Genomic DNA, 24184 nt, shown 5'->3' on the forward strand with positions numbered 1-24184 from the left:
GTAATCCGGGTTTCGCCCGCCAGAGCGGTACGTTTTCGAGAGCTGAGCCCATGACTGATCTGGATCGCTACCTGCAAGCCGCCACGCGCGACAACACCCGTCGCAGCTATCGTGCGGCCATCGAGCATTTCGAAGTCAGTTGGGGCGGGTTCTTGCCGGCGACCGGCGATAGCGTGGCGCGCTATCTCGTGGCTCACGCAGGTGTGCTGTCGATCAATACCTTGAAGTTGCGCTTGTCCGCGTTGGCGCAATGGCACAACAGTCAGGGTTTCGCCGATCCCACCAAGGCGCCCGTTGTACGCAAAGTGTTCAAGGGCATTCGCGCGCTGCATCCGGCGCAGGAGAAACAGGCGGAGCCGTTGCAGCTTCAGCATCTGGAACAAGTGGTTGCCTGGCTGGAGCAAGAAGCGCAAACCGCCAAGGCGCAGGGTGATCAACCGGGATTGCTGCGGGCACGGCGCGACACGGCGCTGATCCTGCTGGGCTTTTGGCGCGGTTTCCGTAGCGATGAGTTGTGCCGCGTGCAGATTGAACATGTGCGGGCCAGCGCCGGCTCAGGCATCACCCTCTACCTGCCTCGCAGCAAGAGCGACCGCGAGAACCTCGGCCAGACTTACCAGACGCCGGCCTTACAGCGCCTGTGCCCGGTGCAGGCCTACATCGAATGGATCACTGAAGCAGCGTTGGTCCGCGGGCCGGTGTTCCGGGGTATCGACCGCTGGGGCCATTTGAGCGAGGAGGGCTTGCACGCCAATAGCGTGATCCCGTTGTTGCGCCAAGCCCTGGAGCGCGCCGGCATTGCGGCCGAGCACTACACCAGTCACTCCTTGCGTCGTGGCTTTGCCACCTGGGCCCATCAGAGCGGTTGGGATTTGAAGTCGTTGATGAATTACGTGGGCTGGAAGGATATGAAGTCGGCCATGCGCTATGTTGAAGCCAGCCCGTTTCTCGGGATGACCCGTATCGCTGAAAAGCCGTTGGCGCCGTAGATCACGTTTTCTTCTATTAATACTGTCGGCTAATAGCGAAAACCAATCAGCAGCATCAGGTTTGCCAATGAGCCAACCGGCGATCGACTGGGTAGGATTCACCTCATCAACTTCTTAACCCCTGACGGAGAGTCATCGATGCCTATCATCAACAGCCAAGTTAAACCGTTCAAAGCTGACGCCTTTAAAAATGGCGACTTCGTAAAAGTGTCGGACGCTGACCTGAAAGGCAAGTGGTCTGTCGTGTTCTTCTACCCAGCTGACTTCACCTTCGTCTGCCCGACCGAACTGGAAGACCTGGCTGACAACTACGCCGAGTTCCAGAAGCTGGGCGTCGAAATCTACAGCGTTTCCACCGATACCCACTTTGCCCACGCTGCCTGGCACAACACTTCGCCAGCGATCGGCAAAATCCAGTACACCATGATCGGCGACCCGACTCACGCTATCTCCCGCAACTTCGACGTGCTGATCGAAGAAGCAGGTCTGGCTGACCGTGGCACCTTCGTGATCAACCCTGAAGGCCAGATCAAAATCGTTGAACTCAACGACGGCGGTGTAGGTCGTGACGCTTCCGAGCTGCTGCGCAAAATCAAGGCTGCCCAGTACGTTGCTGCTCACCCAGGCCAGGTTTGCCCAGCCAAGTGGAAAGAAGGCGAGGCCACTCTCGCTCCGTCTCTGGACCTGGTCGGCAAGATCTAAGTCTGTGACGCGCTTCATCAGGGCGGCACTCCGCACCTCCTAAGTAAGCTGCACCGCCCTCAAAAACGCCCGGGCGAGATTCGCTCGGGCGTTTTTTTATGTCTTATGATTAAAAAGGAAATCGCCCGTATGTTGGACGCCAATCTTAAAGCCCAGTTGAAATCGTACCTGGAACGGGTCACCCAGCCGATCGAGATCGTTGCCTCCCTCGACGACGGTGCGAAATCCCAGGAAATGCTCGCATTACTCAAAGACGTTGCCAGTCTTTCCAACCAGATTACGTTGCTCGACAACGGTAACGATGCGCGTAAACCATCGTTCTCGATCAACCGCCCAGGGGCCGATATCAGCCTGCGTTTCGCCGGTATCCCAATGGGCCACGAATTCACATCCCTGGTGCTGGCCTTGCTGCAAGTCGGCGGCCACCCTTCGAAAGCCAGTGTTGAAGTGATCGAACAGATTCGTTCGCTCAAAGGCGAGTTCAGCTTCGAGACTTACTTCTCGCTGTCCTGCCAGAACTGCCCGGACGTGGTCCAGGCATTGAACCTGATGGCTGTGCTGAACCCGAACATCCGCCACGTCGCCATCGACGGCGCGCTGTTTCAGGCTGAAGTCGACGAGCGCCAGATCATGGCCGTGCCAAGCATTTACCTGAACGGCATCAACTTCGGCCAGGGCCGCATGGGTCTGGAAGAGATTCTCGCCAAGATCGACACCAGCGGCATCGAGCGTCAGGCCGAGAAAATCAGCGCCAAAGAAGCTTTTGACGTATTGGTCGTCGGCGGTGGCCCGGCCGGTGCTTCGGCGGCGATCTACGCTGCTCGTAAAGGCATTCGCACCGGTGTGGCGGCTGAACGTTTTGGTGGTCAGGTGCTCGACACCATGGCCATCGAGAACTTCATCTCCGTGCAGGAAACCGAAGGGCCGAAACTGGCTGTGGCACTGGAAGAACACGTCAAGCAGTACGACGTGGACATCATGAACCTGCAACGCGCCGACAAGCTGGTGCCGGGAAAAAATGGCGAACTGCACGAAATCCATTTCACCAGCGGCGCCTCTTTGAAAGCCAAGACCGTAATTTTGGCGACCGGTGCAAGGTGGCGTGAAATGAACGTTCCCGGTGAGCAGCAATACCGCAACAAGGGCGTGGCGTACTGCCCGCACTGTGACGGTCCACTGTTCAAAGGCAAGCGTGTGGCGGTGATCGGCGGCGGTAACTCCGGCGTCGAAGCGGCCATCGACCTGGCCGGTATCGTGTCCCACGTGACCCTGCTGGAATTCGACGTACAACTGCGTGCCGACGCGGTGTTGCAGCGCAAGTTGCACAGCCTGCCAAACGTCACCGTGATCACCAGTGCGCAAACCACTGAAGTGACCGGCGATGACCAAAAGGTCAACGGCCTGCGCTACAAGGATCGTCAGTCGGACGAGTTGCGCACTGTCGAGCTGGAAGGGATCTTCGTGCAGATCGGTCTGCTGCCTAACACCGATTGGCTCAAAGGCACCATCGAGCTGTCGCCGCGCGGCGAGATCATCGTCGATGCTCGTGGTGAAACGTCGATGCCTGGCGTGTTCGCAGCCGGTGACGTGACCACAGTGCCGTACAAGCAGATTGTGATTGCGGTAGGCGAGGGCGCCAAGGCTTCCCTGAGCGCATTCGATCACCTGATCCGCACATCGGCGCCTGCATAAGCGCCGACGCTGAAAACACAAAACCCCATGAGCGATCATGGGGTTTTTTGTGTCTTGCACATTCCCAATGTGGGAGCGGGCTTGCTCGCGAAAGCGGTGTGTCATTCACCGGTGATGCTGGCTGACAGTCCGCCTTCGCGAGCAAGCCCGCTCCCACAGGGGATCTGCGGTGGGGCTTACATCGGTGCAGGCTGAATGATCTCGACCCAGTAACCATCCGGGTCCTTGATGAAGGCCAGGCTCTTCATGCGACCGTCGTTCAAGCGTTTCTGGAAATCGCAGCCCAGCGCTTCGAAGCGTTCGCATGCCGCGCGAATATCTGGCACCGAAATGCAGATATGGCCGAAGCCGCGAGGGTCGGTGTTGCCATTGTGATAGGCGAAATCCGCGTCGTTCTCGGTGCCGTGGTTGTGAGTCAGTTCGAGAATGCCGGGGATCGATTTCATCCACTCGGTGCGAGCCGCGGCATCGGCCGGGATCTGGTTTTTATCGACCAGCGCCAGGAAATACAGGCTGAACTCGGCTTCCGGGAAATCGCGTTTTTCCACCAGCGAAAAACCCAGGACACGAGTGTAGAAATCCAGCGACTGGGTGATGTCCTTGACCCGCAACATGGTGTGGTTGAAAACAAATTTCTGGGTGGCGATGTCGGGTTGGGCGGTTACACCGGGAAATGTATTGAGTTCGTGCAGGCTCATGAGGCCCTCCGGGAAATTAAGCGGGGCTAAGAATACTTTCAATGATACGCAAGGGCCCCAGCATCGCCAAACCCAAACCGCAGGCTTGCCTGACAGCCGGGTGAGGCTCAGACTTTACGGCTCAATTCGTGAGTGTTCATTGCAATGACCCGATTCTGTCAATCGATGTTCGTCCTGATGTGGCTGCTTTCAGGTGTTACCCCCGCTTATGCAGAGGCTCCGGTCGTGACCTGGCCAAGCGGATGGACCGTCGAGGTCGTTCCGCAAGAGGAGGCCAAGCCGCAGGTTTCCCGGCAACGCGCGGTAAAAAACGATCAGGAGGGTACGCCGGTGATGGTGATGGAGTTGACCATGACGCAAGTGGAAACCGGTCACCAGGTGAACCTGGAAGGCGTGCTGCTGGAAATGCGCAAGTCGGTGCAAAAGGACTTTTTTCAGAGTGGGTATCAGAGCGTTTGCACTAAAATTCACCCGACTACCTTGAGCCGGCTATCGGCGCTGGAAACTACCTGCACGATTACGCAGAATGGTCGACATGTGCTGTCTCAAACATTGGTTGCTGCGGTAGACGCCGATAAGGCCTATGTTCTTTCCTATGCGGGGCAGGCAGAGGTTTATAAGGCAAGTCAGGACGACATAGCAGCTGCTCGAAATAGCTTGAAACTTTAGTTTGAGGGTTTGCGTATCAGTAGATTTCAGCGTGTTCGGCATTTTTTAGATAGCCAAAGGGATTAAGCATAAAGTTGGACGATATGTAACGAATTGATCGGCGACTATCGTTGCATTTAGACGCTATCCATGAAAAAGCCCTGCATTGGCAGGGCTTTTTTATGATCGCGAGTGCTTAGCCACGCAGCCAGGAATCAACGGTGGCGGCACCGTATTGTTCCTTCCAGGCTTTCAGGCCGCGGTGGTTGCCGCCCTTGGTTTCAATCAGTTCACCGGTGTGCGGGTTCTGATAGACCTTGACCACGCGAGCGCGGCGGGTTTTAGGTGCTGCTGCCTGCTGCAGGCCGGATTTCGCCGGGTTCGGATCGAGGATGGCGATGATGTCGCGCAAGCTCTTGCCGTAGGTTTTCATCAGCCCCTGGAGCTTTTCTTCGAATTCGATTTCTTTCTTGAGCCCGGCATCGTTCTTCAGCGATTCCAACTGCTTGAGCTGTTCTTGAAGGGCCTTTTCAGCTGCACGGAATTCAGCGAGTCTGGACAATATCTTTACTCCAATAGTGTGTTTGGCTGATACCAACCGCAAACAAAGCTATAAGCCAAGAGCCTTGAAGCGACTCGGTGATAATGGCTCACCTGCCAGTTCTGCACAGGTATGAAAAATTGTAGTAGTTAATTGGCCAAGAGTAAATCCTGACTTTTTCTTCATGTAACAAGAGTAGTCTTTTGATTCAATTTGGTGCGTATCATCATGATCTCGGTGCTTAAAGTGGTTAGTTAATGATCACTTAATGCTCTAATGAAATCTGCGCCGGGCATCGGCCGGCCAAACAGATAACCCTGCAGGTAGTTCACGCCGTGGGCCGTCAAATAGTCACTTTGTTCTACGGTTTCCACGCCTTCGGCGACGATACCCAGATCGAGTTTGGCCGAGAGTTCGATGATGCTGTCCAGAATGTGTCGGGAGAGGGCGTCGACGCCAATCATTGCGACGAAACTCTGGTCGATTTTCAGGAAGTCCACATTGAACTGACGCAAATAACCCAGGCTTGAGTGACCGGTGCCAAAGTCATCGATCGCGATCATCACGCCCAACCCGTGAAGTTGCTCGAACAATTGCAAGGTGATGGGTGTCGGCTCGATGAGTTCGCGTTCGGTCAACTCCAGCACCAGGTCGACGCTGCCCGGTGCGAAAGCGCTGAGGAATTCACGGCAGTCCTCAACCAGCTCAAGATCCCGGCAGTGACTGGCGGTGATGTTGATGCCAATGTGAAATGGCCCGTTGAACGATGCCGACAAGGGTGCCAGCAATGCGGAGGTCTGTCGCATCAAGGAGCGAGTCATCGGCACGATCAACCCGGAGTGTTCGGCAAACGGGATGAACAGATCAGGGCGCACCAAGCCTTCCTTGGGATGTTTCCAGCGCATCAATACTTCGGCGCCGGACCACTGCTTATTGTCGCCATGCACCACGGGCTGAAAATACGGAATGAACTCTGCTGCCTCCAGCGCCCGCTGCATTTCACGGCTGGGCGATGTCGAGCGCTTCTGCAGGACATGGCCGATCGAGCTTGAGACCACACCGAAAAACAACAGCAGACTGAACAATGGCGGGTACTCATTGCGCATGTAACGCCAGGTTTCTCCTTCGGAAAAACCGGCGGTCACCGTAAAGGCATAGCGCGCAGACGTCAGCGTATTTTGCGCGACTGGCAAGATGGGCAGGGCATCGCCGTGAACCTTGCCGTCGGCGGACAACCAATAAGGGCCGACTCGCAGCATCAATTGTGTTTTTCGACCGATCAGGCGTAGCACGTGACTCAGGTGATAACCGTTCAGGGTGGTCAATGCGCCCTGGCTTCCTTCACTGAGCCGATACACCAGTAATGCGGTCTCAGGCGTGACAGGATTACCGTTCATAAGCCATAACTTGCCATGTGTGTAGTCGCCGGGATTGACCTTTTCCTGATAGTCACCGAATAACGAACTGCAATAGAGGTTGTTGTTCCACACAAGGTTGGTCGAGCGCACAAAGGGCCGTCGGGTGACCTGTTCGCGCAAGGCCAGTTTGACGTCATTGCAGTTTTGGCCGGCCAGCGGCAATAGCTCTTGCGCCGCTTGGGCGGTGTTGTCGAGCATCAACTCGAATTGGCGAATGGCTTCTTCGCCAGTCAATTCAGTACTTTGCTTGAGGGTACGTTCAGCCTGCAGATAGAGAATGGCGACTCCCAGCAACACCGGAAGCAATCCGCTCAAAACAGTGAAAACGATCCGGGTGCCACGTTTACGGCGGCTTTTGACGTTCAGTGGCATTCGCAAATCCATCGCGATAAAAGAGGGCTCTCAAAGGCTGGCAGGGCGACGCGCCTCCTTAAAGCGTTCAGCCATGATAGATGGCCGACGGCACTTATGCCGCCTGACGATCATTCAGACTTGAGGCCAGTTTGATAAAGGCCAGCGTCGCAGGTGATGACTGACGCTGATCGAGCACCGCCAGCCCGACCTGTCGGCTGACCGGTGGCGACAGCGGTTTTTTCACGTAGCGGTTGTCGTTGTCGTCAGGCAAAGAGCCTTCGGCGACAACGGTCAGGGCATCGCCACGGCCGACGGTGTCCAGCGTGCTGATCAATTGCGAGCAGCGATAACGGATGTTCGGCGTCAACCGCGCCGCACTAAATAGGCGCGACACCAGTTCCGAAGAGCCGGCTTCGGTCAGCACAAAAGGCTCGTGGCATAAATCGCTCAAACTCAAGCTGTCGCGACCGGCCAGCGCATGGTCGGCAGGTAGCAGCGCGACCATCTGATCTTCGATCAGCCTAAAAGTATCGAAACGTTCCTGGGGCAACACCACGAAGCCGATGTCGATACGCCGTTCTTCCAGCCACTGGATCACCTGGCGATCCGGCCCTTCGTCGATGTGAACCTCGATGCCCGGGTGGGCGGCGCGGTAATGTTGAAGGATCTTCGGCAACAGTTTGATCGATGAAGTCGGACCGAACGAGCCAATGCGCAAGGTTCCGCGTTTCATTCCGCGAGCATCGGCCGCCTCCTGGCGCAACGTGTTGGCCAGCCCGAGCATCGCCCGCGCGCGCAGTAATAGCTGCTGGCCGATGTCACTCAGCTCGACCTGGGACTGATGCCGACGCAGCAGTTCGACGCCCAATTCCTGTTCCAGCGACTTGAGCGCGTGGGATACCGCGGATTGGGAAATCTCCAAACGATGGGCCGCCGCCGTGAAGCCGCGCAGTTCGGCCACCAGCGAGAAAATCTCGAGTTGAGTCAGGGTCATGAGTGTTTACTCATTTTACGATGATCGTGGATTAGTTGAATGATACGCCATGTGCCTGATTTCTGATGGTGGAGACTTATGACTACGTGTGAACAGACCCTGGCGAATTCCTCGGATGTACCGGTTTATCTGAAACTGGCGGCTGTCACCATGATCTGGGGCGGGACGTTCGTCGCCGGGCGATTTCTGGCTGACAGCCTCAGTCCGTTATTGGCCGCGAGCCTGCGGTTCTTGCTGGCGAGCGTGGCGTTGCTGCTGTTTTTGTTGCTGGCGCGCGTGCCTTTGGTGCGTCCCAGCCCTAGACAATGGCTGCAACTGACGCTGCTGGGGTTTTTCGGGATCTTCTTCTACAACCTGTGCTTCTTTTATGGGCTGCATTACATCAACGCGTCACGGGCGTCGTTGATCGTGGCGTTGAACCCGGCGGTGATCGGCCTGGCGTCGTGGCTGTTGTTCAAGGAGCGACTGAGCGGGGCGAAAGTGGCCGGTATCGCGATCTGCATTGCCGGCGCCAGTCTGGTGATCGTCAGTCGCAATCCGCAATTGCTGGCCGGTGGTACAGATGCCTGGATCGGCGATCTGTTGATCTTCGGCTGCGTGCTCGGCTGGGGCATTTATTCGCTGTTCTCCAAAGGCCTGAATCAAACGCTGGGGCCGGTGCAGACGGTGACGTACTCGATTTTGCTGGGCACGCTGATGCTCTGGGTGACCACTGCCGTGCGTGGTGAGCTGAGTGTCGCGGCGCTGGTCGAACTCGGCACGCAACAATGGTTGAGCCTGATGTACCTGGGCGTACTGGGGTCGGCATTGGCCTATATTGGTTATTACGACGGTATCCGCAAAATCGGTGCGACGCGTTCGGGTGTGTTCATCGCCTTGAACCCGCTGACCGCCGTTCTGTTTGGCGCGTTGTTGCTGGGCGAGCAATTGACCCTGGTGATGTGCCTGGGCGGCGGGCTGATCCTGGCGGGGATTTTTCTGTGCAACAAACCGCTTGCACAGGCTGCGAAAAGGGGGATTTTATAAGAAGGATGGACAACTGATTTACGCTGTGTAGAATCGGGTTACGCATATAAGAATAATCGTCTTCTGGCAGCAGAAGCCTCGCCCGTAATAGCCTTGGGTCGACAATGAAGATATTTGGGTTTCAATTGATCTACGGTGACTTCCTCGCCCGCAGCGTGCGGGGCATCTCCTGCGCGCCACCCGCCGGTCTCAGCATTGCTAGCAACTAACGATCCGTTAATTGATAAGAAATGATGAGGCGCCAAAATGGCAGATTTATACGAAAACCCAATGGGCCTGATGGGCTTTGAGTTCATCGAATTCGCATCGCCGACCCCTAACACCCTGGAGCCGATCTTCGAGATCATAGGCTTCAGTAAGGTCGCGACGCACCGTTCCAAAGACGTGCACCTGTATCGCCAGGGCGCGATCAACCTGATCCTCAACAATGAACCGAACAGCGTGGCGTCGTACTTCGCGGCCGAGCATGGCCCGTCGGTATGCGGCATGGCGTTCCGCGTCAAGGATTCGCAAAAGGCCTACAAGCGTGCCCTGGAACTCGGTGCCCAACCGATCCACATCGAAACCGGTCCGATGGAACTGCATCTGCCAGCGATCAAAGGCATCGGCGGCGCGCCGCTGTACCTGATCGACCGTTTCGGCGAAGGCAGTTCGATCTACGATATCGACTTCGTATTCATCGAAGGCGTGGATCGCAACCCGGTCGGTGCCGGCCTGAAGATCATTGATCACCTGACCCACAACGTGTATCGCGGTCGCATGGCCTACTGGGCCAACTTCTACGAGAAGCTGTTCAACTTCCGCGAAATCCGTTACTTCGACATCAAAGGCGAATACACCGGCCTGACTTCCAAGGCCATGACCGCGCCAGACGGCATGATTCGTATCCCGCTGAACGAAGAGTCCTCCAAGGGCGCCGGGCAGATCGAAGAGTTCCTGATGCAGTTCAACGGTGAGGGCATCCAGCACGTGGCCTTCCTCAGCGATGACCTGATCAAGACCTGGGATCACTTGAAAAGCATCGGCATGCGCTTCATGACGCCGCCGCCAGACACCTACTACGAAATGCTCGAAGGCCGTTTGCCGAACCACGGCGAGCCGGTCAACGAATTGCAAGCGCGGGGCATTTTGCTGGACGGTTCGTCCGAGTCGGGCGACAAGCGTCTGCTGCTGCAGATCTTCTCGGAAACCCTGATGGGCCCGGTGTTCTTCGAATTCATCCAGCGTAAAGGCGACGATGGTTTCGGCGAAGGCAACTTCAAGGCGCTGTTCGAATCGATCGAACGTGATCAGGTTCGTCGGGGTGTGCTCTCCACTGATTAACCCGTTTCAAGCGTGAAAAAAGCCCGGTTGTTGACCGGGCTTTTTTTTAGATCAAAAGATCGCAGCCTTCGGCAGCTCCTACAGGTGCGTGTTCATCCGCAAATATCGCGGCGAGCACGGTTAATGTAGGAGCTGCCGAAGGCTGCGATCTTTTGCGTTATGGACGTCGATGACGCATCAAATGCTTGAACCCTTCAAACACCAACACCAGCACCGCCAACCAGATCGGAATATAGGTCAGCCATTCGCCGGCCTTGATACTTTCCCCCAGCAGTAACGCCACGCCGAGCAACAGCACCGGCTCAACGTAACTCAACAACCCGAACAGGCTGAACGGCAGCAGTCGGCTGGCAATGATGTAGACCACCAGCGCCGAAGCGCTGATCACCCCGAGCAGCGGGATCAACAGCGACAGCCACGGATGTTGATCAAACACGCCAAAACCTTGTTCACCGCCCTGCACGAACCAGAACGCCACCGGCAGCATCAACGCCATGTCCAGCCACAGCCCGCCAAGGTTGTCCGTGGCCAGGCGCTTGCGCAGGATGAAATAGATCGGATAGCCAACCACCACCAGCAAGGTCGCCCAGGAAAAACCACCGACCTGATACAGCTCGTTGAGCACGCCGAGGCTGGCGAAGAACACGGCTATTTTCTGCAGATAGGAAAGACGCTCGCCATAGGCGATTCGCCCGGTCAGGACCATCGACAGCGGCAACAGAAAATACCCCAGCGATACATCGAGGCTATAGCCGTTGAGCGGTGCCCACATGAACAACCAGAGTTGCAGGCCCAGCAGCACTGCAGAGCCAATCAGCCCGACAATCAGCTTCGGCTTGCCAGCCAGCCGCCGAACAAGCTCGACCACGCGCTTCCATTCGCCGGACACCACCATGAACACAGTCATGCACGGCGCGGTCAGCAGCATCCGCCAGCCGAAGATCTCCACGCCGCTCAAGGGGGAGAGCAACGAGGTGTAGTAATACATGACGGCAAACAGCACTGAGGCCGAAACCGATAGAGCGATACCTTTAGACAAACTGCCCTCGCGGGTTGACGGTCAAACGGGCCGCGCAGGATACGTGGTTTTTGTGCTGAATATTGGCCGCATGATCAATATTTCCAACATTGTGGTTGAATGTTGCATCGCTATCGCAGGCAAGCCAGCTCCCACAGGGTCTGAGCCAAAGCATAGTCAGCAGACAGGAACAAAACCTGTGGGAGCGAGCCTGCTCGCGATAAATCTCAAGCCGTGCGCGGTTTACGACCTGACACAAAGTGGCTCACGTCATTGAACCCCGGTGTCGACGCATGCCCCGGCGTCACCAGCGAATCAATAAACGCCTCATCCTCAGTCGTGATCTTCACCGCCAGCGCCTTGGTGTATGCATCCCATTGTTGCTCAGTACGAGGCCCGACGATGGCAGAAGTCACGGCGCCATTGTTCAGCACCCAGGCAATCGCGAACTCGACGATGCCCACGCCACGGCCCTGGGTGTATTCCTGGATCTGCTGGGCAATGCGCAGCGACTCAACCCGCCATTCGGTTTCCAGGATGCGCTTGTCCTGACGGCCGGCGCGGCTGTTGGCGTCCGGTTTCACGTCCGGCGCGTACTTGCCGCTGAGCACACCGCGTGCCAGCGGACTGTAAGGCACCACGCCGAGTCCATAGTTTTGCGCGGAGGTGATCTGCTCGGTTTCCGCCTGACGGTTGACGATGTTGTACAGCGGCTGGCTGATGACCGGCCTGTCGACACCGAGTTTGTCGGCCACACGAATCACTTCAGCGATGCGCCAGCCACGGTAGTTCGACAGGCCCCAGTAGCGAACCTTGCCCTGGCGAATCAAATCGCCGATGGCCGACACCGTGACTTCCAGCGGTGTGTCGTGGTCTTCGCGGTGCAGGTAATAGATGTCCAGATAATCGGTGCCCAACCGCGTCAGGCTGGCATCGATGCCGTTGAACAGGTGCTTGCGGCTGAGGCCGCTGCGGTTCGGTACGCCGTCCACCGGGCCGAAACCGACTTTGGTGGCGAGAACCCATTCGTGGCGGTTGCCGGCAATCGCTTCGCCGACGATCTCTTCGGAGCGGCCGTTGGTGTACACGTCCGCGGTGTCGATGAAGTTGATGCCCTGGTCCCAGGCCTTGTCGATGATTCGCAGGGAATCTTCGGTGCTGGTCTGTTCGCCAAACATCATGGTGCCCAATGTGAGGGTCGACACCTGTAAACCCGAATGACCCAGCGTGCGATAGCTCATGATGAAATCCTTTTACCGGTGGGAAAGGGTCAATCAAATACCATAAGCGCTGCATGTATCAATCTGAATTATCAACGCAGGTCCATGGCTGACAGCCAACCAACGGGGTGGCGCCTGATGGGCTGCGTACAGCTCACGCATTTTTTCCATGTCACGCACAAACCAACTGTTCAGCCAATGTCGGTACTGCTGTTGGATCGTGCGATGGTGGGCGGGGTGATCCAGGAGGTTGACGACCGCGTGAGCGGCCATCATCCCGGACATGATTGCCTTGAGCACGCCATGAGAGGCTCCTGGATCAATTACAGAGGCCGCATCGCCGACCATGAAGTAACCGGCCCCGGCGCAATGGCGACAGGCTCGCCAGGTGACATCCACACCTCGTATTTTAGAGAAGTCATGCAGGTGCTCGAACGCTGACGGTGGTTGTCTGTTCGTCGGTTGACGACTGTCGAAGTTCAAGCGAGTCCAGGTGTACGAATCGGCGCCGATTTGCGCGATCCAGTACCAGCCATCTTTATCCGCAATGATATGGGGCGTCTCATCACACACAGCAGATGTACCCCGGGCATAACCATACATCGCGAGCAATCGCGGTGAAAACGCCAGACGTTCCAATGCCAATTGCCGCGCAAGCCAGCCATTGCCGCCGCTGGCGTCAATCATGTACGAGCAAGGGAAAACACCTTTGTCTGTTTCTACCCCGATCACGGAGTCGTCTTTGCGGATGACCTTTTTGGCGCGGCAAGGTCGCACGACGGATACACCTGATGCCTGAGCCTGGCTGAGTAACAGACTGTCGAACAGGCGCCGGGGGATTTGAAAGCCACGCCATGGATTATCGGGCTCGCCACCGAAAGCATTGAAATGACGTTCTGTACCCCATTGCACCCAGTTTCCGGTATGCCGAATAAAACTCCCCTGCAAAATCTCATGGGCTATACCCAGTTGTTGCAGCAACGGTTCGATTCCGGGAGGCAGGGTTTCACCGGGCCGATCACGGCAAACGGCTGATTGTTCAAGTAACGCCACGCGCAAACCATGTTGTGCGCAGAAAATCGCGGCGGCGCTGCCTGCCGGGCCGGCACCGACGATCACAACATCATGCTTACTCAAGCTCTGTAGCCTGCCATGAACCTTGCTCGCGCTTTATCAGGAGCAATGTCGGGCTGACAAACAGATCAACCATTTCAAGGATTTCGGCATGACGCTTGGTGAAGTCGTCCGCCGGTGTCGTCGTGGTCGCTCTATCATTTTTATAGATTCGATAGAAATGAACAGACGCTTGCAAACAAGTCCCTGTCTCTGACTCGGCCTGTTCCAGTTCGACATTGGGGCGTGTGATTTTCATGAAAGACAACACGGACCACTGTGCTTTTTCCGCTCGTGTAACAGCGCCTAGAGACTTGAAGGCGTTGTGCATGGACAAGATACGCGCCTGGTAATCCTCGGCAGTGGTTTGTGCCGGGCGGTGTACCGATAGCAAGCCGGCGAGGGCGTTTTTCGTATAGTCGGTGAACGCGTAGTTGGTGTATTCCACGACCCGCTTACCGTCGCCAGCTTCAATCAGTTGCGGGCCGTTAACGCCATCCCATGAGCCGCTTTCCTCATCCGTTAACGGTATGATCGGAACCCAGCTGGCAGTGGGTTCAAAAGCTCTTGAGTTATCTGGCGACACGGAGGGCCAATAGCCGCCTATCGAAGCGCAAATCCGGACATCTTCAGTGAAGGGGCTGCCTAGTTCGTAAGCGCATAAGGACTGGGGGCGCGGCCCGCCACCTCCGGGGCCACTGATTTCCCAGCCCGGACTCAAGCTTCCCGCCGCGGCGTCCGCTAGCCAAGTCTGCCGTTGTGCAGGCGCGGCATCAGCGCTGGCTGACTCCGCTTCATTCAGAGGGTGCGAGATAATGGCGGTGATTCCTTTATCTTCGAGCTGGAAGTGTCCACCCCGCAAGTCGGGATTACCAGCCGCTCGCGTGTTTGAAAGCACTCTCAGGCTTTGGCCAAAAAAAGGCTGGGGAAATTCCTGAAGGTTGCTCCACTCCAGCAGTTGGCGCTGAGTGTATTCAGGGTAAAAATCAGGAGCGGCAACCAGTGAGTAAGCCACGGCATTGCTTATCCCGGCAGTCTCCAGTTGCGGGCAAGCGGCACGAACCCAACCTTCGGCGGTGAAGTCGATAAAGTGCAAGGCTTGATAGCCGCCGTCTTTAACGATCTGCACGACGTCAGGCTCTGAATTCAAATCATGGATCGATCCATCGTCACGCCGCTTATAGCGTCGATTAATGATGTATCCACGAAAATTGGGGTTTTGCGGAATGGAAAAGAACACGTCCTTACCTTCATACGTGGCTTTTTCCACCAGCCTCGTCTTGGGCACGGGGGTCAACAGGCCTTTTCCGTATGCCTGTTCGTTCGCCCACTCAACAAGATCATCGGTGATGACAAACGGTGGTTTTGAAATGTCTGGTTCCTGCCAGCCGGAGTCGGGAAACCTAAGGTGAAATCGGCGGAGTTTTTCATTGATTTGATAGAACGCCATGTCCACTGCCAACTCCAGGCCGGCAATGCATTCAGGGCCGTCAAACAGTTTGTGCAGGGGAACCCAGAAATCCTGTGTGTCATCGTTGGTTTGAAACGACTGCGGCCCGAACGAATGTTCATCGCCTTTTTTCTGCATCGCGATGTAAGGGTAATAGCGCGCCGGCGTTACGCAGATCGCTTGCGGATCGTTTTTCATCCACGGCAGGAAACCACGTCGCATCGGGTCGTAAACGGCGGGTGCGGTACCTGTGCGAGCAATACCTGTACGCGAGAAACACAGGTCGGCATGTTTTCGATGAACCGTATCTGGTTTCGTTCGGTATTCAGCGGCAAAAACAACAATGGCCAGCGCTGTTCCTTCCCCGGCCTGTTGTTGAAGACCCGTCAGAGACGGCGGTTCTACGCCGTAAACATAATCTAAAACCGTTTCTATTTCGGCCGCGGTCGGGTACAGCTCTAACGCCTTGCCATTCGGGTCGGTGATGACATTGGGTGAGGCGAGTGCATGGAATAAAAGACTGCGAGACGGGTTTCTGGCTTCAATGCCACGTTGCCCGCTTAAAGAGAAATCTTCGAAGCCTTTAGCGGTTCGGTCCACCGTCAATGTTCTTTTCAACTCGGCTTCTAACGGACGGGCCTTGATATCGAGTGCATGTCGTAATAGAAGTGCGTGCCAACCCTCATCGGTCGCCAAGCGTGCACAGACACCTTCGACGGCTTCGAGCAAACTCATGGTGGGCCCCTGTTGTCGTGCATTTTGATTACACAAACTCGGGGCTTGAAGGCAGGTAAACGAGCCGGTCCGATACAGCTTTGCGATGTAATGGATCAGCTTAGTTCAGTAAGTTGAACGCGCAAGAGTAATACTGCGTGATTGAGCAAGGTGCCGAAGCAGCGTTTTTTAAGGATTAAACGGAGATGTTTAATCGACACCTCCAGATACTCACTCAGGCTACACATCCTTGCGCCGTTGCCTACGACTACGCCAGAATCCGCCGGCTAGTGCGCCTTGAGCCCGGGCTGTATCGTTTTCCCTGTCGCTGAAAAACAGCGATGGGGTTTGGTAGCCCCGGGTGACGTAAGGTGCATAAGCATCATGATTCGCAGCGTTTATTCGACTCTGCTTTATGGTGGTCATGCACAGGGCGCTTTCGGGCGCGCCGGTTTCCTTACGTCCCGGTCTACCAACCTGCGCATGGCCGCCACCCTTCGTTTGGTAGCGAGGGTGATGGCTCCTTCTTTTATGGCGTAAGGAGTTTCATCTATGTTCAAACCAACACCCAATCCACCGGAATCAGATCCGACATCCCCCTACGAATCCCTCGATTCAAAAAAACTCCACGACGCCGCAGACCGCGCCCTCGATCATTACCTCAAGCCCCCCAAAGAACCTGCCCGCAAACCCAGCAAAATGTTTATCGTCGCACCGGGTGTCGATTCGGAAAGCCTGCTGGCCCACGCCTGCGAATCCATGAAATCGGCGAGCATGATGCTCAGTGATTTCGCCGCATTGGTGGGCGAACCCTATTGCAGCACGATGCTCGGGATTCAACAGGTCGTGATGAACGGAGAGCTAGCGGTCAATCGAGTGCTGGATAACCTCGATCCGCAGGGCTAGCGCTGTGATCGTTCCCACGCTCTGCGTGGGAACGATCATCTAGCCCTTTTAAACCCGCAACGTCCGCGTCATGCGCAACGCCAGCAAACTCCCACAAACAATCACACCTGCCAGCAGGTAAAGCGCCGCATCGGTCGACCCGGTGCTGTCCTTGACCCAACCCACCAGATACGGACTAAGAAAACCCGCCATCTGCCCCATGGAGTTAATCAACGCCAACCCACCGGCAGCCGCACCCGCGCTAAGCATTGCGGTCGGCACCGGCCAGAACATCGGCAGGCCGGTGAGGGCGCCCATGGTGGCGATGGTCAGGCCGAGGATGGCGATGGCCGGGTTGGCGGCGAAGTTCACCGCAATCAGCAGACCCACCGCGCCCATCAACATCGGCACCACCAAGTGCCAGCGGCGTTCTTTGCGCAGGTCCGCCGAGCGGCCGACCATCAACATGAACACCGCCGCCAGCAGGTACGGAATCGCACTGAGCCAACCAATCACCAGGTTATCGCTGAAACCCAGATTCTTGATGATCGACGGCAACCAGAAGTTGATCGCGTAAACACCGCTCTGGATGCAGAAATAAATCAGGCCGAAAGCCCAGATCGCCGGGTTCTTGAACACCGCCAGCAGCGAATCAGTAGCGGTTTTCGGTTTGCTGGCCAGGTCTTCAGCATGATCGGCCTCAAGCACCGAGCGCTCGTAAGGGGTCATCCACTTGGCGTTGGCGTAGCTGTCGCTGAGCAGGAAGTAGGCGAGGGCGCCGAGGATAACGGTCGGAATACCTTGCAGCAGGAACATCCACTGCCAGCCGGCGAGACCGCCCTGGCCTGCGGCAAAGTGAGTGAGAATCCAGCCGGAAAACGGGCTGCCGAGCAGGCCGGACACCGGGATCGCCGACATGAACAACGCCATGATGCGGCCACGACGGAACGTCGGGAACCACTGTGAAAGGTAGAGCACCACACCCGGAAAGAACCCGGCTTCGGCGGCACCGGTAAACAGGCGCAGGGTGTAGAACTCGGTCGGTGTGGTGACGAACAGCAGGCAAGTCGACAACGTGCCCCAGGTGATCATCATCAGCGCGATCCAGCGTCGCGGGCCGAATTTGGTCAGGGCCAGGTTGCTCGGTACGCCGCAGAGTACGTAGCCGATGAAGAAAATCCCGGCGCCGAGGCCGTACACGGTTTCGCTGAATTTCAGTGCGTCGAGCATCTGCAGTTTGGCAAACCCGACATTCACCCGGTCGAGGTAATTGAACAGGTAGCAGATGAAGATGAAGGGGATCAAACGCAGGGTAATGCGTTTGTAGACGGCTTTTTTGTCGTCAACGGTGGCCAGGGTAGCTGCGGCGCTCTGTGACATGGCGGGCTCTCTCTTTATTATGATTTTTTGCGACGCAAGGGTAACGTTGATCGCCCAGTGAGTCTCGGCCACCCCTTGGGTGGTTGTCTTTGTGCCTGAGCACAGGGTTTACGACCAAGGCCTGTGCGGGTGAACAACCCGTTCCATCACGTTTTCAAGGAACCGCGCAATGTTCGAACTCGATCACGACCTGGCCCAGGACATCGTCGACCGGGCGATGGCCATCCTGCCGTACAACGTCAATGTCATGGACAGTCAGGGATTGATTCTCGGCAGCGGCGAACCGGAGCGCATCAACACCCGTCACGAAGGCGCGCAACTGGTGTTGGCCAACGGGCGCGTGGTCGAGATCGACGCGCAGACTGCGATTCATCTCAAAGGCGTGCAACCGGGGATCAACCTGCCGCTGTTGCTCGATCAGCGTTTGATTGGTGTGCTGGGCATCACCGGCGAGCCTGAACAATTGCGCACTTACGCCGAACTGGTGCGAATGACCGCCGAGATGCTGGTGGGCCAGCGCAATCAGCAGGCCGAGCAGCAATGGCGGCGCCAGCGTTGCGATGATCTGTTGGCGCTGTTGCTCAGCGAGGCGGGGGATTCGCCGCGGTTACTGGACGAAGCGCAGCAACTGGGGCTCAAACCGCAATTGACGCGAGTGCCGTATCTGTTCGAGTTGGGCATGGAACACGGCCCGGGCCAGACCGTCGAAGCGCTCAGCGCCTGGTTGATGTCGCGTTATCCGGACAGTTGGTGCGTGAGCTCGGCCAAGTCATCGTTGCTGTGGTGCCGACCGGCAACACCCGCGATCGAGAACGAGCGACTGCTGGAGAAGCTCGATGGCCTCGGCTGGAATATTTTGCGCATTGCCGTGGGCGGGCAGGCCGATGGATTGTCGGGCTTGCGCCGTTGCTATCGTCGGGTCGGTGATTTGCTGGCCTACGGGCGTGATGTGTTGCCGCACTCGCGCTTGCTGACGCTGAACCGTTATCGATTGCCGGTGATGCTCTGGCGGCACCGCAATGACGATGCGCTGGATGAACTGCTGCGCCCGCTACGCAAAGTCATCGCCAAGGATGGCAACGGCCAATTGCTGGCGACGCTGCGCAGTTGGTGCGAACACGACGGCCAGAGCCAAGCCTGCGCCGATGCCTTGGGTATCCATCGCAACAGTTTGCGTTATCGCATGGAGCGGATCGCCGAACTCAGCGGCGTCGACCCGCTAAAGCTGGACGGAATGCTCGCGCTTTACCTCGGGGTCCAGCTCCTTCCCCAAACCGATTGATACACACGAACCCAACTCCTGCGCCAAACCGACGGATACGCACGAATCCCCGTAGGAGCTGCCGAAGGCTGCGATCTTTTGATCTTGCTCTTCTCGGGCTCGCTGAAAATCAAGATCAAAAGATCGCAGCCTTCGGCAGCTCCTACGGGGATCGTATGTGTCAGCCGATCGCGGGGTCGTGCGGGGGAATCGATAGGTGCGCGCGCAGTGGATTTTGTGAAAATGAACAATAATCCACATGCCCGCTTGTGCAGCGGACCGGCGTTATTGTGCATGGCGGCTGGCAGCATGGACGCATTGGAACTGGAGAATTCGCATGAAAATCGTCATCGCCCCCGATTCGTTCAAGGACAGCCTGAGTGCCCAAGGTGTGGCCGACGCCATCGCGTTGGGGTTGGCGGAAGTCTGGCCGGACGCACACTTGCTCAAGTGCCCGATGGCTGACGGTGGGGAAGGCACGGTCGAGTCGATTCTGGCCGCGTGCGACGGCGAACTGCGTCGTACCCATGTTCGCGGACCGCTGGGCGCCACGGTCGATGCCGCCTGGGGCTGGTTGCCACAGAATCACACCGCAATCATCGAAATGGCCGAGGCCAGTGGCCTGCAACTGGTTCCGCCGAACCTGCGCGATGCCTGCACCAGCAGCACTTACGGCACCGGTGAATTGATCCGCGCCGCGCTGGATGCCGGCGCGCAACGGGTGATCCTGGCGATTGGCGGCAGCGCCACCAACGACGGCGGCGCCGGAGCAATGCAGGCTTTGGGCGTGAAACTGCTGGACGCTCAGGGTCAAACTCTGGTGCCGGGCGGTCTGGCCCTGGCGCAATTGACCCGTCTCGATCTGAGTGGGATCGATCCGCGCCTGGCCAAGGTGCGCTTCGACATCGCCGCCGACGTTAATAACCCGCTGTGCGGCCCTCAGGGGGCCTCAGCGATTTTCGGCCCGCAGAAAGGCGCGTCGCCCGAACAAGTCGAGCAACTGGACCAAGCCCTCGGGCACTTTGCCGAACTCTGCGCGCAAGCCTTGGACAAAGACGTGCGCGACGAACCGGGCAGCGGCGCGGCGGGTGGATTGGGGTTTGCCGCCAAGGCGTTTCTCGGTGCTCAGTTCCAGGCCGGGGTGGAAGTGGTCGCTGAACTGGTGGGTTTGGCCGAGGCGGTCAAAGGCGCCGACCTGGTGATTACGGGTGAAGGTCGTTTCGATGCCCAGACGTTGCGCGGCAAAACCCCGTTTGGCGTGGCGCGCATTGCACGGCAGCACGGCGTGCCGGTCATCGTCATCGCCGGTACCTTGGGCGAGGGGTATCAGGCGCTGTACGAGCATGGCATCGATGCGGCCTTTGCCTTGGCCAGCGGACCGATGACATTGGAGCAGGCTTGTGCCGAGGCGCCGCGATTGTTGCGTGAGCGCGCCCGTGATATTGCGCGGGTGTGGCGGGTGGCGGCCCGCAAGGCCTGACCAATGCCAGTCAGTTAAACGCAATCCATGTGGGAGCGGGCTTGCTCGCGAAAGCGGTGTGTCAGGCAACATCATTGTTGACTGTGCCGCCGCCTTCGCGAGCAAGCCCGCTCCCACAGGTTCTGCGCTTTAGCTAACGAGTGTTTCACCGCTGAAACACTCCTGCCTCCCTTGAAAATATTTCTCCAACCCCCTGCAAAAAACCTCAACCCCGGCCGATACAACGTATAGGCGCACACAAACCAACTACAACAGTGGCGCCAAACTGCAAGGTGCGCGCGCCATCGCCCGCCCGAACAGTGATCACCGCAAGGATGCTCGCCGCCTCAATTACCGAGATCATCCTATGTCATTGCGTAATCTGAAAATCGCGCCTCGAGCTTTCCTGGGTTTCGCCTTCATTGCCTTGCTGGTGATCGTGCTGGGTGTGTTTGCCGTGAACCGCATGACGGTCATCCGCCAGGCCTCTGTTGACATGGAAGCAACGCAGTTGCCCAGCATCGGGTTTCTGGGAAACATGACGGAAAATGTCCTGCGTCTGCGGATTCTCTCATTCCGCGTACTGGTCAACCGTGATCCGGCGGCGTTGCAGGAAGCCCAAACCCGCATCGGTGTGCTCGTCGACAAGGTGCGCACTGCCCAAACAAGCTATGCCGCCTTGCCGGCCAGCCCTGAAGAAGCCGCGCTGTACAAAACCTTTGCGACAACCCTCGACAACTACATGCAGGCCCAGAGCCAGATGCTGGAGCTGTCGCGACAGAACAAACTCGATGAGATGCGCACCCTGATCAATACTCGGATCAAGGAAGGCACCGATCAGATGGGCGAGCAACTGAACAAACTGGTAGCGCTCAACGCCGTCGATGCCAAAACCGCGTCGGCCAAGGCGGGCGAGCACTACAGCGAAGCCTTTATCGGCATCGTGACGGTGGCGGTGATGGCTTCGATGCTGACCGTGCTGCTGGCCTGGCTGTTGACCCGCAGCATCCTCACGCCGCTGAACCGTGCGGTGCTCGCGGCCGAAACCATTGCCGGCGGCAACCTGAGCAAGGTCATCGAAGTCGACGGCAACGACGAACCGGCGCGTTTGCTCGGTGCCTTGTCCGCCATGCAGGCCAACCTGCGCAAAACCATCGAACAGATCGCTGGCTCCGCGACGCAACTGGGCGCCGCCGCCGAAGAGCTCAGCACCGTGACCCAAGAAGCGTCCCGTGGCCTGCAACAGCAAAACAACGAAATCGAACAGGCGGCCACGGCCGTCAACGAAATGACTGCCGCCGTGGAAGAAGTGGCGCGCAACGCGGTGTCGACCTCCGAAGCGTCGAACCAGTCGACTCAGGCCGCTCGTGAAGGTCGTGACCGAGTGGTGGAAACCGTCGACGCGATCCAGACCATGACCCACGACGTGCAAAACACGGCGTTGATGATCGAAGGCCTGGCGGCTCAGGGCCGCGACATCGGTAAAGTGCTGGACGTGATCCGTGCCATTGCCGAACAGACCAACCTGCTGGCCCTCAACGCCGCGATCGAAGCCGCCCGTGCCGGTGAAGCCGGACGTGGCTTTGCGGTGGTGGCGGATGAGGTTCGGGCGCTGGCTCATCGCACCGCGCAATCGACCCAGGAAATCGAGAAAATGGTCGCCGGCATCCAGAACGGCACCGGCGAAGCGGTCTCGTCGATGCAGCAAAGCAATCAGCGCACCCAAAGCACCCTGGAAATGGCCCGCGCTGCGGGTGTCGCACTGGAGCAGATCACTCAATCGATTCAATTGATCAACGAACGTAACCTGGTGATCGCCAGCGCCTCGGAAGAACAGGCTCAGGTGTCCCGTGAAGTCGACCGCAATCTGGTGAACATTCGCGACCTGGCCACTCAGTCCGCCGCCGGTGCCAACCAGACCAGTGCCGCCACCCACGAATTGTCGCGATTGGCGGTTGATTTGAACGCGATGGTGGCGCGTTTCGTGATTTGAGATAGGGTTGAAACTGGAACTCGCGCGTTAGGAGAAGTACATGCGCTATTCAGCCTTGACCCAACGAATCGCCGGTGACGGAGCGGCAGCCTGGAAGATTCACGATCGAGCGCTGGAATTGCGTGAGCAGGGCGTCGACGTGCTGTTGCTGTCGATCGGCGATCCGGATTTCGACACGCCGCTGCCCATCGTCCACGCCGCCATCGACAGCCTGTTGGCTGGCGACACCCATTACTCGGATGTACGCGGTACCCGCACACTGCGCAGCAGCATCGCCAGCCGTCATCAGCGGCGCAGCGGTCAGGAGGTGGATGCCGACCATGTGATCGTGCTGCCCGGTGCGCAGTGCGCGGTGTATTCGGTTGCCCAATGCCTGCTCGATCCTGGCGACGAAGTGATCGTCGCCGAACCGATGTACGTGACCTATGAAGGTGTGTTCGGCGCCTGTGGCGCCAGCGTGGTGCCGGTGGCGGTGTGTCCGGAGAACGGCTTTCGGGTCGAACCGGCAGATGTTGCGGCGCTGATCACCCCGAAAACCCGCGTCATTTTGCTCAACAGCCCGAACAATCCCTCCGGTGCCAGTCTGTCGTTAAAAAGCTGGAAGGCGCTGGCGGCGCTGTGCGTGCGGCATGACCTCTGGCTGATCAGCGACGAGGTCTACAGCGATCTGTTGTATGAGGGCGAGCACATCAGCCCGGCCAGTCTGCCGGGCATGGCCGAGCGCACCGCGACCCTCAACAGTTTGTCCAAATCCCATGCCATGACCGGCTGGCGAGTAGGCTGGATGATCGGCCCCAAAGCGCTGGCCGACCACGTGATGCATCTGTCGTTGTGCATGCTGTTCGGCCTTCCGGATTTCGTCCAGAACGCCGCGCAAGTAGCGCTCGATAAGGACTTGCCGGAAGTGGCGCTGATGCGCGAGGAATATCGCCAGCGTCGCGATCTGGTGTGCGCGAGGTTGAGCAGTTGCCCGGGCATCCGGCCGATCAAACCCGATGGCGGAATGTTCGTGATGGTCGATGTGCGCCAGACCGGGCTCGGTGCTCAAGATTTTGCCGAGCGGCTGCTTGAAGTGTATGGCGTGTCGGTGCTGGCCGGTGAAGCCTTCGGGCCTAGCGCGGCGGGGCATATTCGCATTGGCCTGGTGGTGGATCAGGTGAGGCTGGCGGATGCGTGCCAGCGGATTGCGTCGTGTGCGGCGGATTTGTTGCAGGTGCGGCGGGCCTGAAGAAACGCGAAAAGATCGCAGCCTTCGGCAGCTCCTACCCTGGAATGAGAAACCCTGTAGGAGCTGCCGAAGGCTGCG

20 protein-coding genes are annotated in these 24184 nt (G+C 57.8%); 11 read left to right on the forward strand and 9 right to left on the reverse strand.

The window, feature by feature from the left end:
* Window positions 1-50: 50 nt before the first annotated feature.
* From TU81_RS02930 to ahpF, 3 genes are all read left to right on the forward strand, one after another.
* Entirely contained in the window at window positions 51-989 is a 939-nt protein-coding gene (locus TU81_RS02930) for a site-specific integrase (RefSeq protein WP_038983194.1), read from the forward strand.
* A gap of 138 nt (window positions 990-1127) precedes the next feature.
* Window positions 1128-1691, forward strand: coding sequence for an alkyl hydroperoxide reductase subunit C (ahpC, locus tag TU81_RS02935; RefSeq protein WP_038983195.1), 564 nt, complete (start codon window positions 1128-1130; stop codon window positions 1689-1691).
* A 129-nt stretch (window positions 1692-1820) separates the two neighbouring features.
* Window positions 1821-3383, forward strand: coding sequence for an alkyl hydroperoxide reductase subunit F (ahpF, locus tag TU81_RS02940; RefSeq protein WP_048393272.1), 1563 nt, complete (start codon window positions 1821-1823; stop codon window positions 3381-3383).
* A gap of 176 nt (window positions 3384-3559) precedes the next feature.
* On the opposite strand, the gene gloA is transcribed toward ahpF, so the two are convergent.
* Entirely contained in the window at window positions 3560-4081 is a 522-nt protein-coding gene (gene gloA, locus TU81_RS02945) for a lactoylglutathione lyase (RefSeq protein ID WP_048393274.1), read from the reverse strand.
* Between the two features lie 165 nt (window positions 4082-4246).
* Here gloA and TU81_RS02950 point away from each other — a divergent pair, with 165 nt between their 5' ends.
* A complete protein-coding gene (locus TU81_RS02950; protein WP_390176076.1) occupies window positions 4247-4750 on the forward strand; it encodes a DUF4946 domain-containing protein in 504 nt (167 codons plus the stop codon).
* A gap of 175 nt (window positions 4751-4925) precedes the next feature.
* On the opposite strand, the gene TU81_RS02955 is transcribed toward TU81_RS02950, so the two are convergent.
* The 3 genes from TU81_RS02955 to TU81_RS02965 all read right to left on the reverse strand — a co-directional run bounded on the left by TU81_RS02955 (window position 4926) and on the right by TU81_RS02965 (window position 8036).
* Window positions 4926-5291, reverse strand: coding sequence for a histone-like nucleoid-structuring protein, MvaT/MvaU family (locus TU81_RS02955; RefSeq protein ID WP_008075430.1), 366 nt, complete (start codon window positions 5289-5291; stop codon window positions 4926-4928).
* A gap of 233 nt (window positions 5292-5524) precedes the next feature.
* The gene (locus tag TU81_RS02960) at window positions 5525-7060 is read right to left on the reverse strand and encodes an EAL domain-containing protein (RefSeq protein ID WP_048393277.1); all 1536 of its coding nucleotides are present in this window, start codon (window positions 7058-7060) and stop codon (window positions 5525-5527) included.
* Between the two features lie 94 nt (window positions 7061-7154).
* Window positions 7155-8036, reverse strand: coding sequence for a LysR family transcriptional regulator (locus TU81_RS02965; protein ID WP_038983199.1), 882 nt, complete (start codon window positions 8034-8036; stop codon window positions 7155-7157).
* A 78-nt stretch (window positions 8037-8114) separates the two neighbouring features.
* Here TU81_RS02965 and TU81_RS02970 point away from each other — a divergent pair, with 78 nt between their 5' ends.
* The gene (locus TU81_RS02970; protein WP_038983200.1) at window positions 8115-9062 is read left to right on the forward strand and encodes a DMT family transporter; all 948 of its coding nucleotides are present in this window, start codon (window positions 8115-8117) and stop codon (window positions 9060-9062) included.
* A gap of 246 nt (window positions 9063-9308) precedes the next feature.
* The gene (gene hppD / locus TU81_RS02975) at window positions 9309-10385 is read left to right on the forward strand and encodes a 4-hydroxyphenylpyruvate dioxygenase (protein WP_048393280.1); all 1077 of its coding nucleotides are present in this window, start codon (window positions 9309-9311) and stop codon (window positions 10383-10385) included.
* Between the two features lie 157 nt (window positions 10386-10542).
* Here hppD and rarD read toward each other — a convergent pair whose 3' ends face one another.
* From rarD to TU81_RS02995, 4 genes are all read right to left on the reverse strand, one after another.
* A complete protein-coding gene (gene rarD / locus TU81_RS02980; protein ID WP_048393281.1) occupies window positions 10543-11424 on the reverse strand; it encodes an EamA family transporter RarD in 882 nt (293 codons plus the stop codon).
* Between the two features lie 206 nt (window positions 11425-11630).
* Window positions 11631-12644: an aldo/keto reductase gene (locus TU81_RS02985; protein ID WP_048393284.1), complete on the reverse strand. Its 1014-nt coding sequence runs from the start codon at window positions 12642-12644 to the stop codon at window positions 11631-11633.
* Window positions 12645-12677: 33 nt separating this feature from the next.
* On the reverse strand, window positions 12678-13742 hold the full coding sequence (locus tag TU81_RS02990; protein WP_231983788.1) for an NAD(P)/FAD-dependent oxidoreductase: 1065 nt from the start codon (window positions 13740-13742) through the stop codon (window positions 12678-12680).
* A gap of 10 nt (window positions 13743-13752) precedes the next feature.
* A complete protein-coding gene (locus TU81_RS02995) occupies window positions 13753-15921 on the reverse strand; it encodes a hypothetical protein (RefSeq protein WP_048393288.1) in 2169 nt (722 codons plus the stop codon).
* A gap of 531 nt (window positions 15922-16452) precedes the next feature.
* Here TU81_RS02995 and TU81_RS03000 point away from each other — a divergent pair.
* Window positions 16453-16806, forward strand: coding sequence for a DUF6124 family protein (locus TU81_RS03000; protein WP_048393290.1), 354 nt, complete (start codon window positions 16453-16455; stop codon window positions 16804-16806).
* A gap of 48 nt (window positions 16807-16854) precedes the next feature.
* On the opposite strand, the gene TU81_RS03005 is transcribed toward TU81_RS03000, so the two are convergent.
* Window positions 16855-18165, reverse strand: coding sequence for an MFS transporter (locus TU81_RS03005; RefSeq protein ID WP_048393291.1), 1311 nt, complete (start codon window positions 18163-18165; stop codon window positions 16855-16857).
* A 169-nt stretch (window positions 18166-18334) separates the two neighbouring features.
* Between TU81_RS03005 and TU81_RS03010 the strand changes: the two genes are divergently transcribed.
* The 4 genes from TU81_RS03010 (at window position 18335) to TU81_RS03025 (ending at window position 24106) form a co-directional block, all read left to right on the forward strand.
* A complete protein-coding gene (locus TU81_RS03010) occupies window positions 18335-19447 on the forward strand; it encodes a sugar diacid recognition domain-containing protein (protein WP_048393293.1) in 1113 nt (370 codons plus the stop codon).
* 316 nt (window positions 19448-19763) lie between these two features.
* On the forward strand, window positions 19764-20906 hold the full coding sequence (locus tag TU81_RS03015) for a glycerate kinase (RefSeq protein WP_048393295.1): 1143 nt from the start codon (window positions 19764-19766) through the stop codon (window positions 20904-20906).
* A 346-nt stretch (window positions 20907-21252) separates the two neighbouring features.
* Window positions 21253-22878 (forward strand): methyl-accepting chemotaxis protein, encoded by a 1626-nt coding sequence (locus TU81_RS03020; RefSeq protein ID WP_038983209.1) that lies wholly within the window; start codon window positions 21253-21255, stop codon window positions 22876-22878.
* 40 nt (window positions 22879-22918) lie between these two features.
* A complete protein-coding gene (locus tag TU81_RS03025; RefSeq protein ID WP_048393297.1) occupies window positions 22919-24106 on the forward strand; it encodes a pyridoxal phosphate-dependent aminotransferase in 1188 nt (395 codons plus the stop codon).
* Window positions 24107-24184 lie beyond the last annotated feature (78 nt).

This window comes from Pseudomonas lini (genome assembly GCF_001042905.1).
GTDB lineage: Bacteria > Pseudomonadota > Gammaproteobacteria > Pseudomonadales > Pseudomonadaceae > Aquipseudomonas > Aquipseudomonas lini.

Excerpts from the sequence above, each read along its gene's own strand:
- TU81_RS03005 (WP_048393291.1), bottom strand. The coding sequence starts at position 18,165 with ATGTCACAGAGCGCCGCAGCTACCCTGGCCACCGTTGACGACAAAAAA.
- TU81_RS02970 (WP_038983200.1), top strand. The coding sequence starts at position 8,115 with ATGACTACGTGTGAACAGACCCTGGCGAATTCCTCGGATGTACCGGTT.
- hppD (WP_048393280.1), top strand. The coding sequence starts at position 9,309 with ATGGCAGATTTATACGAAAACCCAATGGGCCTGATGGGCTTTGAGTTC.
- TU81_RS03015 (WP_048393295.1), top strand. The coding sequence starts at position 19,764 with ATGAAAATCGTCATCGCCCCCGATTCGTTCAAGGACAGCCTGAGTGCC.
- TU81_RS03000 (WP_048393290.1), top strand. The coding sequence starts at position 16,453 with ATGTTCAAACCAACACCCAATCCACCGGAATCAGATCCGACATCCCCC.
- TU81_RS03025 (WP_048393297.1), top strand. The coding sequence starts at position 22,919 with ATGCGCTATTCAGCCTTGACCCAACGAATCGCCGGTGACGGAGCGGCA.
- ahpC (WP_038983195.1), top strand. The coding sequence starts at position 1,128 with ATGCCTATCATCAACAGCCAAGTTAAACCGTTCAAAGCTGACGCCTTT.
- TU81_RS02985 (WP_048393284.1), bottom strand. The coding sequence starts at position 12,644 with ATGAGCTATCGCACGCTGGGTCATTCGGGTTTACAGGTGTCGACCCTC.
- TU81_RS03010 (WP_048393293.1), top strand. The coding sequence starts at position 18,335 with ATGTTCGAACTCGATCACGACCTGGCCCAGGACATCGTCGACCGGGCG.
- TU81_RS02965 (WP_038983199.1), bottom strand. The coding sequence starts at position 8,036 with ATGACCCTGACTCAACTCGAGATTTTCTCGCTGGTGGCCGAACTGCGC.
- TU81_RS02930 (WP_038983194.1), top strand. The coding sequence starts at position 51 with ATGACTGATCTGGATCGCTACCTGCAAGCCGCCACGCGCGACAACACC.
- TU81_RS03020 (WP_038983209.1), top strand. The coding sequence starts at position 21,253 with ATGTCATTGCGTAATCTGAAAATCGCGCCTCGAGCTTTCCTGGGTTTC.
- gloA (WP_048393274.1), bottom strand. The coding sequence starts at position 4,081 with ATGAGCCTGCACGAACTCAATACATTTCCCGGTGTAACCGCCCAACCC.
- ahpF (WP_048393272.1), top strand. The coding sequence starts at position 1,821 with ATGTTGGACGCCAATCTTAAAGCCCAGTTGAAATCGTACCTGGAACGG.
- TU81_RS02960 (WP_048393277.1), bottom strand. The coding sequence starts at position 7,060 with ATGCCACTGAACGTCAAAAGCCGCCGTAAACGTGGCACCCGGATCGTT.
- TU81_RS02950 (WP_390176076.1), top strand. The coding sequence starts at position 4,247 with ATGTTCGTCCTGATGTGGCTGCTTTCAGGTGTTACCCCCGCTTATGCA.
- TU81_RS02995 (WP_048393288.1), bottom strand. The coding sequence starts at position 15,921 with ATGAGTTTGCTCGAAGCCGTCGAAGGTGTCTGTGCACGCTTGGCGACC.